We start from the raw sequence: 14,244 nt of genomic DNA, 5'->3' as shown, positions 1-14,244 counted from the left end.
CTATCAGCAGAAGAGAGAGAGGCTATCGTGACCCTTCGCACCTATCAGAACCACACGCCGGCCCTGGGCGCCGGGGCTTTTGTCGATATTTCGGCGGTGGTGATCGGCGATGTCGAAATCGGCGCCGACAGCTCGGTCTGGCCACTGACCGTGATCCGTGGCGACATGCACCGCATCCGCATCGGTGCGCGCACCAGCGTGCAGGACGGCTGCGTGCTGCACATCACCCATGCAGGCCCCTTCAACCCGGACGGTTTCCCGCTGTTGATCGGCGACGACGTGACCATCGCCCACAAAGTCATGCTGCATGGCTGCACCGTGGGCAGCCGCATCCTGATCGGCATGGGCAGCATCGTGATGGACGGCGCCGTGGTTGAGGACGACGTGATCATCGGCGCCGGCAGCCTGGTGCCGCCGGGCAAGCAACTCGAAAGCGGTTTTTTGTATGTCGGCAGCCCGGTTAAACAGGTCCGCCCACTGACTGACAAGGAACGCGCCTTTTTCACCTACAGCGCCGCGAACTACGTGAAGCTCAAAGACTTGCACCTGGCTGAAGGATTCGACCGATGAGCCTGCCTTACCAAACCGTGCTGTTCGACCTGGACGGCACCCTCACCGACCCGCGCGAGGGCATCACCCGCTCGATCCAGTACGCCCTCGGCAAGCTGGGTATCGACGAGCCGGACCTGAGTAAACTGGAACACTTCATCGGCCCGCCGTTGCTGCAAGCCTTCATGCAGTTCTACGACTTCGACGAGGCCAAGGCCTGGGAAGCGGTGAATTTCTATCGCGAGCGCTTCAAGGTCACCGGCCTGTATGAAAACCGGGTATTCGACGGCGTGATGCCGCTGTTGGAAGACCTGGGCAGCCAGGGCCGCCAGCTCTATGTGGCGACGTCCAAGCCGTGGATATTTGCCCGCGAGATCGCCCGGCATTTCGATTTCGCCAAGCACTTCAAGGTGATCTACGGCAGCGAATTGGACGGCACGCGTACCAATAAGGTCGAGCTGATCGCGCATTTGATCAGCGAAGAAGGCCTGGACCCGAGCACCACCCTGATGATTGGTGACCGCAAGCATGACCTGATCGGTGCGCGCAGCAATGGGCTGGATTCGGCGGCGGTGGGGTATGGGTTTGGCAGTTTTGAAGAGTTGAATGCCGAGGCGCCGACTTGGCATTTCGAGACGCTGGCACAGATGCATCAGGCGTTTTTGCAGCGGTCCTGAGACTGCCATCGGGGGCAAGCCCCCTCGCACAGTTGATCTGTATACGCCGTTCAAATGTGGGAGGGGGCTTGCCCCCGATGAGGCCCTAGAGGCCACCCCCTTCCAACTGCCTCAACGCCGCCTTGCGCTGCCCCACCGGCAACCCACCCAGCCTCTCCACCGCCGCATAAAACCTCACCCAATCCCCACCTTCCCGCGCAAACAACGCCGCAAACGCCGGCACCCACTGGTCATACAGCCCAAACGGCAACAGCCGCGCATTGTTCATGGGCTGGTTGAACCAAGCGTCATAACGCTTATCCCCGCCCCACTGGTGATCGCGCATGTGCCGATATTCGGCGCGCAAACGCTCGAACTGATCCGCCTTGGCCTGACGCATCGCGTCAGCCGCCAACGGTTGGGCGTAGAGCTTTTCCAAGCGTTGACGGGTATCGAGGACTAACTGGATAAATTGATCACGCTGCTTCGACGTCGATAAGCTATCCGCTGCCAAACCGCGTGCAGCACGCCACTGGCGCGTACCCTCCTGCTCGACAAAATTGGCAAACGACTCGTTGAACTCGGTGTCGTCCTTCACATAGAAACGCTGGTGCGCCAGCTCGTGGAAGATCAGCGTGGCCAGGCGCTCATCACCCCAGTTCATCATTGAATTCATGATCGGGTCGTTGAACCAGCCCAAGGTGGAATAGGCCTCGACGCCACCGATCGACACATCCATGCCCTGCTGCTTCAACAACGCGGCTTCGCCACGCGCCGCGCCCTGGTTGTAGTAACCGCGATAGGCCACACAGCCGGCGATGGGGAAGCAATGGGTTTCGGGTGACAGGGAAAACTCCTGCGTGGCAAAGACGTTCCAGACCACATAGGGCCGGCCGATGTCGGCATACAACCTGTAACTCTGGTTGTCGGGCAGGTGCAGGTGTTCACTGGCGAACGTGCGCGCCTTTTGCGATTGCGCCAGATGCTCGCGCAATAACGCTGGGCGAGAAGGGTCGGCAATCACCTGCGCCACCGGCTCCCGGGCGCGTAGCAATTGCCACTGACCACTGGCCAACTGGCCGTAATAACTGACACTGGAGCAGCCGCTGAGCAGCACAACCATCAACCCTGGAAGAAAACGCCTGACCATGCCCCGACCGCTCCTGGGTAATTTGCTCGCCAGACTATCGCGCCCGCACGGAATTTTTCCATCGCATGACGTGTTTATACTCATAGGGAGTCTGCTGCCGTCGGCGCCGGGCTCAATTCTCTCTTTCCGTCGAGTGCCTGCCATGCGTCAGCTCTTGTTTCCCGTCGCCGCCCTGTTCCTCAGTGCCTGCACCACCACGCCCGTACCGCCGGTGGACCCGCAGCAAGCCTGGGTCGATTTCACCACGCCTACGCCGGGGTCCAAGCTGGTGATGGCACAGCGTCTGGACGGCAAGAACCTGGATGACGGGCGTTTCTTCCAGTTCCCGCCCGGCCATCATGAACTGATGGTGCGTTTCGACTTTGAAGTCCCCGCGGGCGGCGGTTTGGGTGGGCTGAGCCAGATGATGTACCGCACCTGCTTCATGACGCTGGAATACGATCACTTCCAGGCCGGCCAGCGCTATGTGCTGGAAGGGCGCTCGCTAGCCTTCACACCCAATATCCGGTTGTATGACTCGGCGCGTCAGTTGCTCGCGGAAGAACGCAGCGTCAACTGCCTCTGATCAGTCGTTGTTCTTCTGGTAGACGATGGCCTTGGTGCCGTTCTCACAGCTGCCGACAACCATGGCGCTGTCGTGCTTGTCGGCTTCTTCCTTGCTGACGATCTCCAGGGTGTAGGACGGAACCGCGTTAGCCTGGATCTTGACCTCGATCTCTTTCCTGAGCTCTTCGCAGTCTTTGGGTGCGGCCACAGCCGAGGTGGCCAATACACCGCAGATGATTGCCAAGGCAAAACGTTTCATGTTTGAAGCTCCCTGAATGCATTGCGCACGAGTGTGCGGCTAAGGCTGCATGGTAATAGGACCACACTTACAAAACACGAGTTCTGATCCAACGCAGAACTAAATGTGGGAGGGGGCTTGCCCCCGACGGCGGTCGATCAGCAACAGAGATGTTGACTGCTTCACCGCTATCGGGGGCAAGCCCCCTCCCACATTGGACCTGCTGCGTTAGCCAACCAAGGTGGCATCCAGGCTGATTTTCGCGTTCAGCACTTTCGACACCGGGCACCCTTCCTTGGCCTTCTTGCTCAGTTCATCGAACTGCGCCTGGCTCGCGCCGGGAATCTTGGCCTTAAGGATCAAATGCACGGCGGTGATCGCAAAACCACCTTCAACCTGGTCCAGGGTCACTTCAGCCTGGGTGTCGATGCTGTCAGCCTTGAGCCCGGCATCGCCAAGAATCATGGAAAACGCCATGGAGAAACAGCCGGCATGGGCTGCGCCGATCAATTCTTCCGGGTTGGTGCCCTTGCCGCCCTCGAAACGGGCCTTGAAGCCGTAGGGCGCTTCACGCAGCACGCCGGTTTCCGTGGAAATGGAACCCAGGCCAGTCTTCAGGTCACCTTCCCAATGCGCGGATGCTTTTTTAACGATACTCATAGCGGTCTCCTCGAACGGTGGTTTTGCTTCAGTAAGGGTTCTGAGGATAGACGGCCCGGCAAAGTTCATCTTGTCGGAGAAACCTAGCGATTTAGTAGGAAATTTCTACGCTCGCTATTGAATCTCGGGTATATGCCCTCATTGCATAGAACATGCACATGAAGCGGCAGGTTTTGGTTCGTCTAAGAAGCCTGCGCCCCCATTGGAGAAGCAGGCTTATGAAATCGTTGTCCGACGTAAAGTTCTCGACCCTCGACCTGGTGCCCGTGCGGGCCAACGGCAGTCCGGCGCAGTCGCTGCGCAATTCACTGGACCTGGCCCAGCACGTGGAAAAGTTCGGCTACAACCGTTTCTGGGTGGCTGAACACCACAACATGGACGGCATCGCCAGCTCGGCCACCTCGGTGTTGCTGGGTTACCTGGCCGGTGGCACTTCGACCATTCGCGTCGGTTCCGGCGGAGTGATGCTGCCCAACCACGCGCCTCTGGTGATTGCCGAACAGTTCGGTACCCTGGAAAGTCTCTACCCCGGCCGTATCGACCTGGGCCTGGGCCGCGCGCCCGGCTCCGACCAGATGACCGCCCGCGCCCTGCGCCGTGAACGCTCCGGCAGCGCCGATGACTTTCCGGACGATGTAGCCGAATTGATGGCCTACCTCGGCCCACGTACGCCTGACCAACGGGTGATCGCCGTACCGGGCACCGGTACCAATGTACCGGTGTGGCTGCTGGGCTCCAGCCTATTCAGTGCGCAGCTCGCCGGTGAGCGCGGTTTGCCTTACGCCTTCGCCTCGCATTTCGCACCGCGCCTGATGCATGAAGCGATCCGCGTGTACCGCAACCACTTCAAGCCTTCGGCCGTGCTGGACAAGCCCTACGTGATGCTCGGCATTCCGTTGGTTGCGGCGGACACCGATGAACAGGCGGACTACTTGGCGACCTCCGTGTACCAACGCATTCTCGCGCTGATGCGCGGGCAGAGCCTGGTGCAGCGCCCTCCAGTCGACAGCATGGATGGCCTGTGGTTACCCCATGAAAAAGAGGCGGTCGGCAGCTTCCTCGGCCTGGCGATGGTCGGTGGCCCAGCGAAGATCCGCGCCAAACTGGAAGTGTTGATCGAGCAAACCGGCGCCGACGAGCTGATTTTTACCAGCGACCTGTACGAACATGCTGACCGGATTCATTCCTACGAGCTGCTCGCGCAAGTAATGAAGGGCTAAATCCCACGCGAAAAAAACCGACGCACTTGTGGCGAGGGAGCTTGCCCCCGCTGGGCTGCGTAGCGGCTCCAAAAACCGGAGCGCTGCGCACTCCAGCGGGAGCAAGCTCCCTCGCCACAAGTACGTCGGTTTTATGTCTGGAGCACGAGGTTAACCGCGCTTGTAGGCGATTTCCTTGGTGCCGGCTTCGCAGCTGCCGACTACGGTGTAGCCATCGGCTGCAGCGCCTTTGTCCACCACTTCCAGCGAATAACCCGAAGCGCCCTTGGCGTCGATTTTCGCTGCAATCTCGCTTTTCAGCTCTTCACAAGGCTTGCCCGCCGCCAGGGCTGTGCCGGCAATGCTCAACAAACCTACCGCTAACAGGAACTTCTTCATCCGTTACTTTCCTTGCGCTGATCAAAAAGAGCGTGCCGACGCTCGTGGCATCGGCACCCATTGGTTGTAGCGCAGGTTATGGCAATCGGCCAGTCGGCAAGTTCAACCGATGCGATCAACTACTGGCAATTCGGAATCCCACCTTGAGGGTGACCTGATAGTGCGCGACCTTGCCGTCTTTGATGTGGCCACGGGTTTCAGCCACCTCAAACCACTCCAAGTGCTTGATGCTCTTGTTGGCTTCGGCGATTGCGTTGTTGATGGCGTCCTCGATGCTGGTCGTCGATGAACCCACCAGTTCGACTTTCTTGTACGTGTGATGATCAGACATGGCGTTTCTCCTGAGGTCTCTAGTGAGCGTAGCAGTCAATGTTCGTACTGCTTCAGGCGACGGTTCCTACCTGAAAGTTCAGATTTACTGCACTTTCTGAAACGGCCGCAGTCGGTATCTACACACGCCACTCAATCACTTCAGGAGAGTCCAAATGGCTAACACTTCTTTACGCAAAGCATCGCTGGAAAGCATGGAAGCCGAGATTTCGAGCCTGCTCAAGTCTCTGGAGAGCCTCAAGGACGATGCGTCCGATGAGTCGCGCAAAACGTTGAAGGCCCTGAAAAGCAACGCCGAGAATGCCCTCAAGCACTCCCGTCACCTGATCAGCGATGCCTACGAAGAAAGCAAAGTCAAAATCCGCGAAACCGGTGTTGCCACCCGGGATTACGCACAAGAGCACCCATGGACCACAGCCGGCGTCGCTGTCGGTGCACTGGGTCTGCTGGCTGCTTATCTGCTGTGCAAACGTGGTGACTGATTGTTTCCCGGCTAAACCGGCTCGCGCAACAGCTCAGCCTTGAGCCACTGCGCCAGTTGCCCAGCGCGCCCGTCTGCGGCGCGCTTGGGTAGCCACAACGCCAAGTGCGCCGGGGTTTCACTGAACCCCCACGGCGCCACCAGGCGACCTGCTCGCAGGTCCTCTGCCACCAATGGCTCGGGTGCAATCGCCACCCCCAATCCCGCCACCGCCGCCTCCAGCAAATAATACAAATGCTCGAACCCCTGGCCATGCTTCAGCGCGCCGGGCGCGATGCCGTGTTGCTGCGCCCAACTGGGCCAGGCTTGCGGGCGGGAGGTGGTGTGCAATAACGCTTCATCACAAAAGGCCTGGGCGGGAGCCTGGCGCAAGTGCTCGTAGCCGGCATACCGTGGGCTCATCACAGGCCCGATGCGCTCGCTGGCCAGTTCGTACACCTGCATATCCGCGGGCCACGGCGGCTCGGCGAATACCAGCAAGGCATCCAGACCCGGCCGCCTGGGGTCGAGGTCACCGTCACCCGCCGAGAGGTGCAGGCGCAAATCCGGCAGGTCGGCGTTCAAGCGCCCCAGGCGCGGGATCAACCAGCGTGCCAGCAAGCTACCCGAGCAACCCAGCACGAACGGTGCATCGGCGCTGCTTTGGGTGAGCTCGGCGCACACATCCCGCAGCCGGTCGAACGCCTCGGCGCTGGCATCACGCAAACGCACGCCGGAATCTGTGAGTTTAAGGCCACGCCCATCCTTGACGAACAGGCTGATACCCAAGTGCTCTTCCAACACCTTCAACTGGCGGCTGACGGCGCCATGGGTCACGTGCAATTGCTCGGCGGCCTGGCTGACGCTATTGAGCCGCGCTGTCGCTTCAAAGGCACGCAAGGCGTTAAGGGGCGGAAGGTCTCGGCTCATTTGTGAGTTTTCCTGACAGGTTGCGGCGATCTTATCGGTTTTCAGCGTGGAACGTCAGGGGTAGAGTGGCCGTCATTGCTTTTCACACGAATGCTTACCTGGAGCCTCCCATGACTCAGTCCCAGACCGATCTACGCAACGGCCCAGACGCCAACGGCCTGTTTGGCGCGTTCGGCGGCCGTTACGTCGCTGAAACCCTGATGCCGTTGATCCTCGACCTGGCCCGCGAATACGAAGCGGCCAAGGACGATCCGGCATTCAAAGAAGAATTGGCCTACTTTCAGCGCGACTACGTCGGCCGTCCAAGCCCGCTGTATTTCGCCGAGCGACTGACCGAGTTCTGCGGCGGCGCCAAGATCTACCTCAAGCGCGAAGAGCTGAACCACACCGGCGCGCACAAGATCAACAACTGCATCGGCCAGATCCTTTTGGCACGGCGCATGGGCAAAAAACGCATCATCGCCGAGACCGGCGCCGGCATGCACGGCGTGGCCACTGCCACCGTGGCTGCGCGCTTTGGCCTGCAATGCGTGATCTACATGGGCACCACCGACATCGAGCGCCAGCAAGCCAACGTGTTCCGCATGAAGCTGTTGGGCGCCGAAGTGATCCCGGTGGTGGCCGGCACCGGTACCCTCAAAGATGCGATGAACGAAGCCCTGCGTGACTGGGTGACCAACGTCGACGACACGTTCTACCTGATCGGCACCGTGGCCGGCCCGCACCCGTACCCTGCCATGGTGCGTGACTTCCAGGCCGTAATCGGCAAGGAAACCCGCGACCAGTTGCAAGCCCAGGAAGGCCGCCTGCCGGACAGCCTGGTGGCGTGCATCGGCGGCGGTTCCAACGCCATGGGCCTGTTCCACCCGTTCCTGGATGACACCAGCGTCGAGATCATCGGCGTTGAAGCGGCCGGCTACGGCATCGAGACCGGCAAGCACGCCGCCAGCCTCAACGGCGGCGTACCGGGCGTGCTGCACGGCAACCGCACCTTCCTGTTGCAGGACGACGACGGCCAGATCATCGACGCCCACTCTATTTCCGCAGGCCTGGACTACCCCGGCATCGGCCCTGAACACGCCTGGTTGCATGACATCGGCCGCGTCCAGTACACCTCGGTGACCGACGACGAAGCCCTGGACGCGTTCCACAAATGCTGCCGCCTGGAAGGGATCATTCCTGCACTGGAAAGCGCCCACGCCCTGGCCGAAGTGTTCAAGCGTGCACCGACCTTGCCGAAGGATCACCTGATGGTGGTCAACCTCTCGGGCCGTGGCGACAAAGACATGCAGACGGTGATGCACCATATGGAAACCGCTAAGCAGGAGAAACACTGATGAGCCGCCTGCAAACCCGCTTTGCGCAGCTGAAAGAACAGAATCGCGCCGCCCTGGTGACCTTCGTCACTGCTGGCGATCCTGGCTATGACACCTCCCTGGCGATCCTCAAAGGTTTGCCGGCCGCCGGCGCCGATGTGATCGAACTGGGCATGCCGTTCACCGACCCAATGGCCGACGGCCCGGCAATCCAGCTGGCCAACATCCGCGCGCTGGAAGCCAAGCAGAACCTGGTGAAAACCCTGCAGATGGTTCGCGAGTTCCGCAAGGACAACAACGACACGCCACTGGTGTTGATGGGCTACTTCAACCCGATCCATAAATACGGTGTGCCTAAGTTCATCGCTGACGCCAAGGAAGCCGGGGTCGACGGCCTGATCGTGGTCGACATGCCACCAGAGCATAACGGCGAGCTGTGCGACCCGGCCCAGGCCGCCGGCATCGACTTTATCCGCCTGACCACGCCGACCACTGACGATGTGCGCTTGCCGACAGTCCTGAACGGCAGCTCCGGCTTTGTGTACTACGTGTCGGTGGCCGGCGTGACCGGTGCCGGCGCCGCGACCCTGGAACACGTCGAGGAAGCCGTGACCCGTCTGCGTCGTCATACCGACCTGCCGATCAGCATCGGCTTCGGTATCCGTACGCCGGAACAAGCGGCGGCCATCGCCCGCCTGGCCGACGGAGTGGTGGTGGGTTCAGCGCTGATCGATCACATCGCCAACGCCAGCAACGACCAGCAAGCCATCGACGGCGTGTTGAGCCTGTGTGCGGCGCTGTCGGAAGGCGTTCGTAACGCTCGTAAGTAAAGGCTCCGTAACCAGTAGGTAAAGTTCCTGATACAGAGGAATCAACCCGCTCGGGCACGGCCTAAACAGCAAGACCAAGGGATTTCGAACCGTGTTCGAGATCCCTTTTTTGTAGGTGTGCCCTGAGGAATACCCGATGAAAATGCCCAAATCCGTGATTGCGGGCCTTGGCGTGCTGGTGCTTGGCGCCAGCGCCCTGGTGCAGGCCGCGCCTTATGACCAAGGCGGCCCAGACCGTGGCGGCCCGCAAGGCCAGCACGAACAACGTGGCGACGACCATCGCGGCCCGCCGGATAACCGTCGCGGCGGCCCACCCCAGGACTTTGGCCCGGTTCGGCAGATCATCCACGACAACCACGGCCAGTTCTCCCGTGGCGCGCCGCCGCCGCCGAATGTACGCCTGGTGCGTGGCCAGCCGTTGCCTCGTGGTTATTACGGCGAGCGCCTGGACAACCGTGCACTGGCGCGCCTCCCGGTGTATCCAGGTTATGAATGGCGCCGTTCCGGGCCGGACGTGGTGTTGATCGCGGTGGGCACCGGCATCGTCTACGAGATTCTCGACGGCGTCCTCAACTAAGCCCGGACGATAGGGTGGCGACTTAGCTTCTGTGGTGAGCGGGCTTGCCCCGCGTTGGGGTGCAAAGCGCCCCCAGAACGGTCAGCGCGTAACACCTGACCAAACGCAGCGGCCTCAATGGGGCTGCTGCGCAGCCCAACGCGGGGCAAGCCCGCTCACCACGACAAGCGCCTGACCGTGGGTTATTCATTGAGCTCGATTCGCTCCACCTTACCGACCAGCAACACATAGGAAAGCGCGCCCAGCAACGCTAGCACCGCGATATAAGTGATCGCCGGCGCAAACGAATCGCCACTGGCCAGGAAGCCAATCACAATCGGCGTGGTAATCGCCGCCAAGTTGCCGATAAAGTTGAACACGCCACCGGTCAATCCCAGCAAGCGTGCGGGGGCCAGTGTCGACACCAGCGACCAGGTAATCGAGGCCAGGCCATTGCCGAAGAACGCCACCGCCAGGAACGCAATCACCCACGCCGTCGAGTCCACGTAGTTGGCGCCGATGATCGCCGTGGAAATCAGCAACCCACCAATGATCGGCAACTTGCGCGCAAACCCCACCGACGCGCCGCGACGAATCAGCCAGTCGGAAAACACCCCGGAACACAGCACGCCGACAAACGCCGCGAGAAACGGCAACGACGCCAGCAGGCCGGACTTGATGAAGTCCATGCCGCGATATTTCACCAGGTAGGTCGGGAACCAGGTCAGGAAGAACCAGAGCGTGGAGTTCAGGCAGAACTGACCCAGGTAGATGCCCCAGAGTTTGCGCTTGCTCAACACGATGCCCAGGTCGACCCAGCTGAACGGCGCCTTGACCGTTTTCGCCTGCATATCCACCAGCCCGCCCCCTTCACGGATCAGCTCGATCTCCGCGGCGTTGGCGCCTTTGAAATCCTTGGGCTCGCGATACACCGCGTACCAGATCACCGCCCACAAGATGCCCACGCCGCCCGTGGCGACAAACACCATGTGCCAGCCAAATGCGTGCTGCAGCCAAGCCAATACCGGCGTGAGAAACGCCAGCCCGACAAACTGCCCGGACGTGTACACGCCAATCGCCGTGGCGCGCTCGCGCTCGGGAAACCACGTGGTGACCACGCGGCTGTTGATCGGGTAAGCCGGGGCTTCCAACGCCCCCACCGCCATACGCAGCACGAACAGCGCGATAAAGCTGGCAGCGAAGCCAAGCATCACGGTGGCAATGGACCACAACAGCAGTGCAGCGGTGTAGAGAATGCGCGGCGGCACGCGGTCCACCAGCCAGCCGCCGGGGATTTGCATGGCGGCGTAGGTCCAGCCGAACGCGGAGAAAATCAGCCCGACGTGCACCGGGTCGATGCCCAGTTCACTGGTCAGCGCGGGCGCTGCGATCGACAGGTTGCTGCGGTCGAGGTAGTTGATCACCACGGTGATAAACAGCAGCACCATGATGAAAAAACGCTTTCTGGTAGGCGTGACGAGAGAAGCCTGCCCGGTGAAGGACTCAGGGTGCATGGGGGATGCCTCTTCTTATGTTTATTGAGGACAGATCTGACTGAAGAAACGAGGTAAATGTGGGAGGGGGCTTGCCCCCTCCCACATTCTCTAACCGCGTTTGTTCAGAGGAAAATCACCACTCGGCGAAGCTGCCGTCGGCGTGGCGCCAGATCGGGTTGCGCCAGCGGTGGCCGATGGCCGCGCGTTCGATCACGTATTCCTCGTTGATCTCAATGCCCAAGCCCGGCCCGTTAGGGATCTTCACGAAGCCTTTGTCGTAGTCGAAGACTCGCGGATCTTTCACATAGTCGAGCAGGTCATTGCTCTCGTTGTAGTGAATGCCCAGGCTTTGCTCCTGGATAAACGCGTTGTAGCAGACCGCGTCCAGTTGCAGGCAGGCTGCCAAGGCAATCGGGCCCAGCGGGCAGTGGAGGGCCAGGGCCACGTCGTAGGCTTCGGCCATGTTGGCGATCTTGCGGGTTTCGGTGATGCCACCGGCGTGGGACGCATCCGGCTGAATGATGTCGACGTAACCTTCACTGAGCACGCGCTTGAAGTCCCAGCGCGAAAACAGGCGTTCGCCCAGGGCAATCGGCGTGCTGGTCAGCGGTGCCAGTTCTTTCAACGCTTCGTAGTTTTCGCTGAGCACCGGCTCTTCGATAAACATCAGCTTGTACGGGTCCAGCTCCTTCATCAGCACCTTGGCCATGGGTTTGTGCACCCGGCCATGGAAGTCGACGCCGATACCGACGTTGGGGCCGACGGCATCACGCACGGCGGCCACGTTGGCCAGGGCCAGGTCGACTTTTTCAAAGCTGTCGACGAACTGCAGTTCTTCGGTGCCGTTCATTTTTACCGCCGTGAAGCCACGGGCCACGGCCTCTTGGGCGGCGCGGGCGGTGTCGGCCGGGCGGTCGCCGCCGATCCACGAGTACACGCGAATCTTGTCGCGCACCTGGCCACCGAGCAGGTCGCTGACGGAAACGCCGAGGGCCTTGCCCTTGATGTCCCACAGCGCCTGGTCGATACCGGCGAGGGCGCTCATGTGCACGGCACCGCCCCGGTAGAAGCCGCCACGATAGAGTACGGTCCAGATGTCTTCGATATTGCGGGGGTCTTTGCCGATCAGGTAGTCGGACAGCTCTTCGACGGCAGCTGCCACGGTGTGGGCGCGGCCCTCGACCACGGGCTCACCCCAGCCGGTCACGCCCTGGTCGGTCTCGACCTTGAGGAAGCACCAGCGCGGCGGGACGATGAAGGTCGTCAGTTTGGTGATTTTCATCTGTTATCTCTCTTATAGATGCGGCGCCTGTGGGCGCGGAACTTGAAGTCAGCTCAGGGCTTTCCAGGCGGCGACATAAGCCTGGGCGCGGCTCGCTACCTGATCCACTGTCATACCCGGTTTGAACAACCCGGAACCCAGCCCGAAACCTTTGGCGCCGGCGTCGATGAACACCTGCATGTTGTCCGGGGTGATGCCACCCACCGGCAGCAGCAAGGTGCCGGCCGGCAATACCGCCAGCCACGCCTTGATCACCGCCAGGCCCATTTGCTCAGCCGGAAACAGCTTCAATACGTCGGCGCCTTCGGCCAATGCGGCGAAGGCTTCGGTCGGCGTCGCCACGCCCGGCGACAGGAACAGCCCCGCCGCTTTCGCGGCACGCAACACCTTGGCATCGCTGTGAGGCATTACGATTACCTGGCCACCGGCCGCCTTCACCTGCTCGACCTGCTCAGGCAGCAACACCGTACCGGCACCGATCAGGCAATCGGCGGGCAGGCTGTCGCGCAGGGTGCGGATGCTGGTGTAAGGGTCAGGCGAATTCAGCGGAACTTCGATCACGCGAAACCCGGCCTGGTACAGCACCTGGCCAACGGCCTCGGCTTCGTCCGGGCGGATGCCGCGCAGGATGGCGATCAAACCGTTTTGCGCGAGTGCTTGCTTGAGCATGTCAGGCCTCCGATACAGGTTGAGTGAGCCCGGCCGCCACGGCCAGTTGCCACAGGCCACGCTCGGTGGCTTCCTGCGCCAGGCTGACGTGGGCAAAGCCGCAAAGGGCAAGGGCGCGTTGATAACGGGCGCAGAGAGGAGCGGCGCCGACCAGGACGATCGGCGTGTGTTTTGCGCTGCCGGGCAAGCCGGCGAGTTCATGGCCAATCAGCAGCCCGGAGAGGTAGTCGGGCTGCTGGTCGGGGGCGAGTGCGCCAGTGAGCCCGAGGGTGCGTGCACTGAACAGGGTCGACAGCACACCGCGCTCGCCGTCCGTCGACAGCGCCACGTGCACGCCTCGGTCAAAGGCTTCGGCCTGGAAATGCTCGCAAGGTTGCTGGGTGCGCCCGAGGATGCTGTGCTTGCTCAGCACCGCGAACAGCTCGCCGGTCATGAAGGTGTCGAAGTGGGTGATGCAGCCTTCGACCACTTCGACCCATTTGGAATGGCTGCCGGGCAGGCCGATCAACCCATCGACGCCCAGCCCTTGCAGCACGCCTAATACCTGGGTTTCTTCGCCGCGCATCACGTTGGGCAAGCCAACCTGCTCGATCACACCCGGCACGATATGCACGTCGACCCCACGCAAGCTGCGTACCCGGTGCAGGGCCTGGCCCAGGCTCGCCACGTCGACCGGGGTGTTGCGGTAGGCCGCTTCGCTCCAGCCCTGGGCGCTGCCGACCATGCCACAGGCGATCACCGGCAGGGTGGGCGCGGCGTCGAGCCAATCGCCGCAGGCTGCATCGAACGCCAACTCGAAGCCATCGCTGCAGTGAACGCCAGCGATAACCCGTGGCTCGCTGGGCAGATGCATGATGCCCCACGCCAGCGAGCGCTGTTCCAGCACCACGCCTGCGGGGCCGAGTTTATAAGCACGAAGGGAGCTGGTCCCCCAATCGAGCGCGATCAATTGCGCCTGCATCGCTTCACCTGAGTTCT

At 61.5% G+C, this 14,244-nt stretch carries 18 protein-coding genes; 8 read left to right on the top strand and 10 right to left on the bottom strand.

Annotated elements, in window-relative coordinates:
* Positions 1–27 precede the first annotated feature (27 nt).
* Together QCBJ_RS17565 and QCBJ_RS17560 are read left to right on the top strand one after the other, a co-directional pair.
* Positions 28–570 carry a gamma carbonic anhydrase family protein gene (locus QCBJ_RS17565; protein ID WP_064053154.1) on the top strand — a complete coding sequence of 181 codons (543 nt, stop codon included), beginning with the start codon at positions 28–30 and terminating at the stop codon, positions 568–570.
* Positions 567–1,226, top strand: coding sequence for an HAD family hydrolase (locus QCBJ_RS17560; protein ID WP_046035874.1), 660 nt, complete (start codon positions 567–569; stop codon positions 1,224–1,226). The genes QCBJ_RS17565 and QCBJ_RS17560 overlap by 4 nt, the downstream gene beginning before the upstream one ends.
* Positions 1,227–1,311: 85 nt before the next feature.
* On the opposite strand, the gene QCBJ_RS17555 is transcribed toward QCBJ_RS17560, so the two are convergent.
* Entirely contained in the window at positions 1,312–2,355 is a 1,044-nt protein-coding gene (locus QCBJ_RS17555; protein ID WP_046035873.1) for an aminopeptidase, read from the bottom strand.
* A gap of 142 nt (positions 2,356–2,497) precedes the next feature.
* On the opposite strand from QCBJ_RS17555, the gene QCBJ_RS17550 reads away from it, so the two are divergent.
* Positions 2,498–2,920: a lipoprotein gene (locus QCBJ_RS17550; RefSeq protein ID WP_046035872.1), complete on the top strand. Its 423-nt coding sequence runs from the start codon at positions 2,498–2,500 to the stop codon at positions 2,918–2,920.
* On the opposite strand, the gene QCBJ_RS17545 is transcribed toward QCBJ_RS17550, so the two are convergent.
* Positions 2,921–3,160, bottom strand: coding sequence for a DUF1161 domain-containing protein (locus QCBJ_RS17545; protein WP_010207769.1), 240 nt, complete (start codon positions 3,158–3,160; stop codon positions 2,921–2,923).
* A gap of 207 nt (positions 3,161–3,367) precedes the next feature.
* Positions 3,368–3,799, bottom strand: coding sequence for an OsmC family protein (locus QCBJ_RS17540; protein ID WP_012721488.1), 432 nt, complete (start codon positions 3,797–3,799; stop codon positions 3,368–3,370).
* Positions 3,800–4,017: 218 nt separating this feature from the next.
* Here QCBJ_RS17540 and QCBJ_RS17535 point away from each other — a divergent pair, with 218 nt between their 5' ends.
* Positions 4,018–5,019, top strand: coding sequence for an LLM class flavin-dependent oxidoreductase (locus QCBJ_RS17535; RefSeq protein ID WP_012721487.1), 1,002 nt, complete (start codon positions 4,018–4,020; stop codon positions 5,017–5,019).
* Between the two features lie 150 nt (positions 5,020–5,169).
* On the opposite strand, the gene QCBJ_RS17525 is transcribed toward QCBJ_RS17535, so the two are convergent.
* A complete protein-coding gene (locus QCBJ_RS17525) occupies positions 5,170–5,397 on the bottom strand; it encodes a DUF1161 domain-containing protein (RefSeq protein WP_012721486.1) in 228 nt (75 codons plus the stop codon).
* Positions 5,398–5,512: 115 nt separating this feature from the next.
* Positions 5,513–5,728 carry a dodecin gene (locus QCBJ_RS17520; protein ID WP_012721485.1) on the bottom strand — a complete coding sequence of 72 codons (216 nt, stop codon included), beginning with the start codon at positions 5,726–5,728 and terminating at the stop codon, positions 5,513–5,515.
* 154 nt (positions 5,729–5,882) lie between these two features.
* On the opposite strand from QCBJ_RS17520, the gene QCBJ_RS17515 reads away from it, so the two are divergent.
* On the top strand, positions 5,883–6,209 hold the full coding sequence (locus QCBJ_RS17515; protein ID WP_003170746.1) for a YqjD family protein: 327 nt from the start codon (positions 5,883–5,885) through the stop codon (positions 6,207–6,209).
* Positions 6,210–6,220: 11 nt separating this feature from the next.
* On the opposite strand, the gene QCBJ_RS17510 is transcribed toward QCBJ_RS17515, so the two are convergent.
* Entirely contained in the window at positions 6,221–7,117 is an 897-nt protein-coding gene (locus tag QCBJ_RS17510) for a LysR family transcriptional regulator (protein ID WP_102061251.1), read from the bottom strand.
* Positions 7,118–7,227: 110 nt separating this feature from the next.
* On the opposite strand from QCBJ_RS17510, the gene trpB reads away from it, so the two are divergent.
* The 3 genes from trpB (at position 7,228) to QCBJ_RS17495 (ending at position 9,840) form a co-directional block, all read left to right on the top strand.
* The gene (gene trpB / locus QCBJ_RS17505) at positions 7,228–8,454 is read left to right on the top strand and encodes a tryptophan synthase subunit beta (protein WP_012721483.1); all 1,227 of its coding nucleotides are present in this window, start codon (positions 7,228–7,230) and stop codon (positions 8,452–8,454) included.
* Positions 8,454–9,263, top strand: coding sequence for a tryptophan synthase subunit alpha (gene trpA, locus QCBJ_RS17500; protein ID WP_012721482.1), 810 nt, complete (start codon positions 8,454–8,456; stop codon positions 9,261–9,263). The genes trpB and trpA overlap by 1 nt, the downstream gene beginning before the upstream one ends.
* Before the next feature lie 136 nt (positions 9,264–9,399).
* Positions 9,400–9,840: an anti-virulence regulator CigR family protein gene (locus tag QCBJ_RS17495; protein ID WP_012721481.1), complete on the top strand. Its 441-nt coding sequence runs from the start codon at positions 9,400–9,402 to the stop codon at positions 9,838–9,840.
* A gap of 182 nt (positions 9,841–10,022) precedes the next feature.
* On the opposite strand, the gene QCBJ_RS17490 is transcribed toward QCBJ_RS17495, so the two are convergent.
* From QCBJ_RS17490 to QCBJ_RS17475, 4 genes are all read right to left on the bottom strand, one after another.
* The gene (locus QCBJ_RS17490; protein ID WP_012721480.1) at positions 10,023–11,333 is read right to left on the bottom strand and encodes an MFS transporter; all 1,311 of its coding nucleotides are present in this window, start codon (positions 11,331–11,333) and stop codon (positions 10,023–10,025) included.
* A gap of 115 nt (positions 11,334–11,448) precedes the next feature.
* Complete coding sequence (gene dgoD / locus QCBJ_RS17485; RefSeq protein WP_012721479.1) at positions 11,449–12,597, bottom strand: galactonate dehydratase; 1,149 nt, start codon at positions 12,595–12,597, stop codon at positions 11,449–11,451.
* A gap of 48 nt (positions 12,598–12,645) precedes the next feature.
* The gene (locus tag QCBJ_RS17480) at positions 12,646–13,266 is read right to left on the bottom strand and encodes a 2-dehydro-3-deoxy-6-phosphogalactonate aldolase (protein WP_102061250.1); all 621 of its coding nucleotides are present in this window, start codon (positions 13,264–13,266) and stop codon (positions 12,646–12,648) included.
* Between the two features lies 1 nt (position 13,267).
* A complete protein-coding gene (locus QCBJ_RS17475) occupies positions 13,268–14,227 on the bottom strand; it encodes a 2-dehydro-3-deoxygalactonokinase (RefSeq protein WP_012721477.1) in 960 nt (319 codons plus the stop codon).
* Between the last annotated feature and the right edge of the window lie 17 nt (positions 14,228–14,244).

Source organism: Pseudomonas sp. QC2, assembly GCF_002859085.1.
In the GTDB taxonomy this organism is placed as follows: Bacteria; Pseudomonadota; Gammaproteobacteria; order Pseudomonadales; family Pseudomonadaceae; genus Aquipseudomonas; species Aquipseudomonas petroselini.
This window is presented reverse-complemented; position numbering and strand designations above follow the sequence as displayed.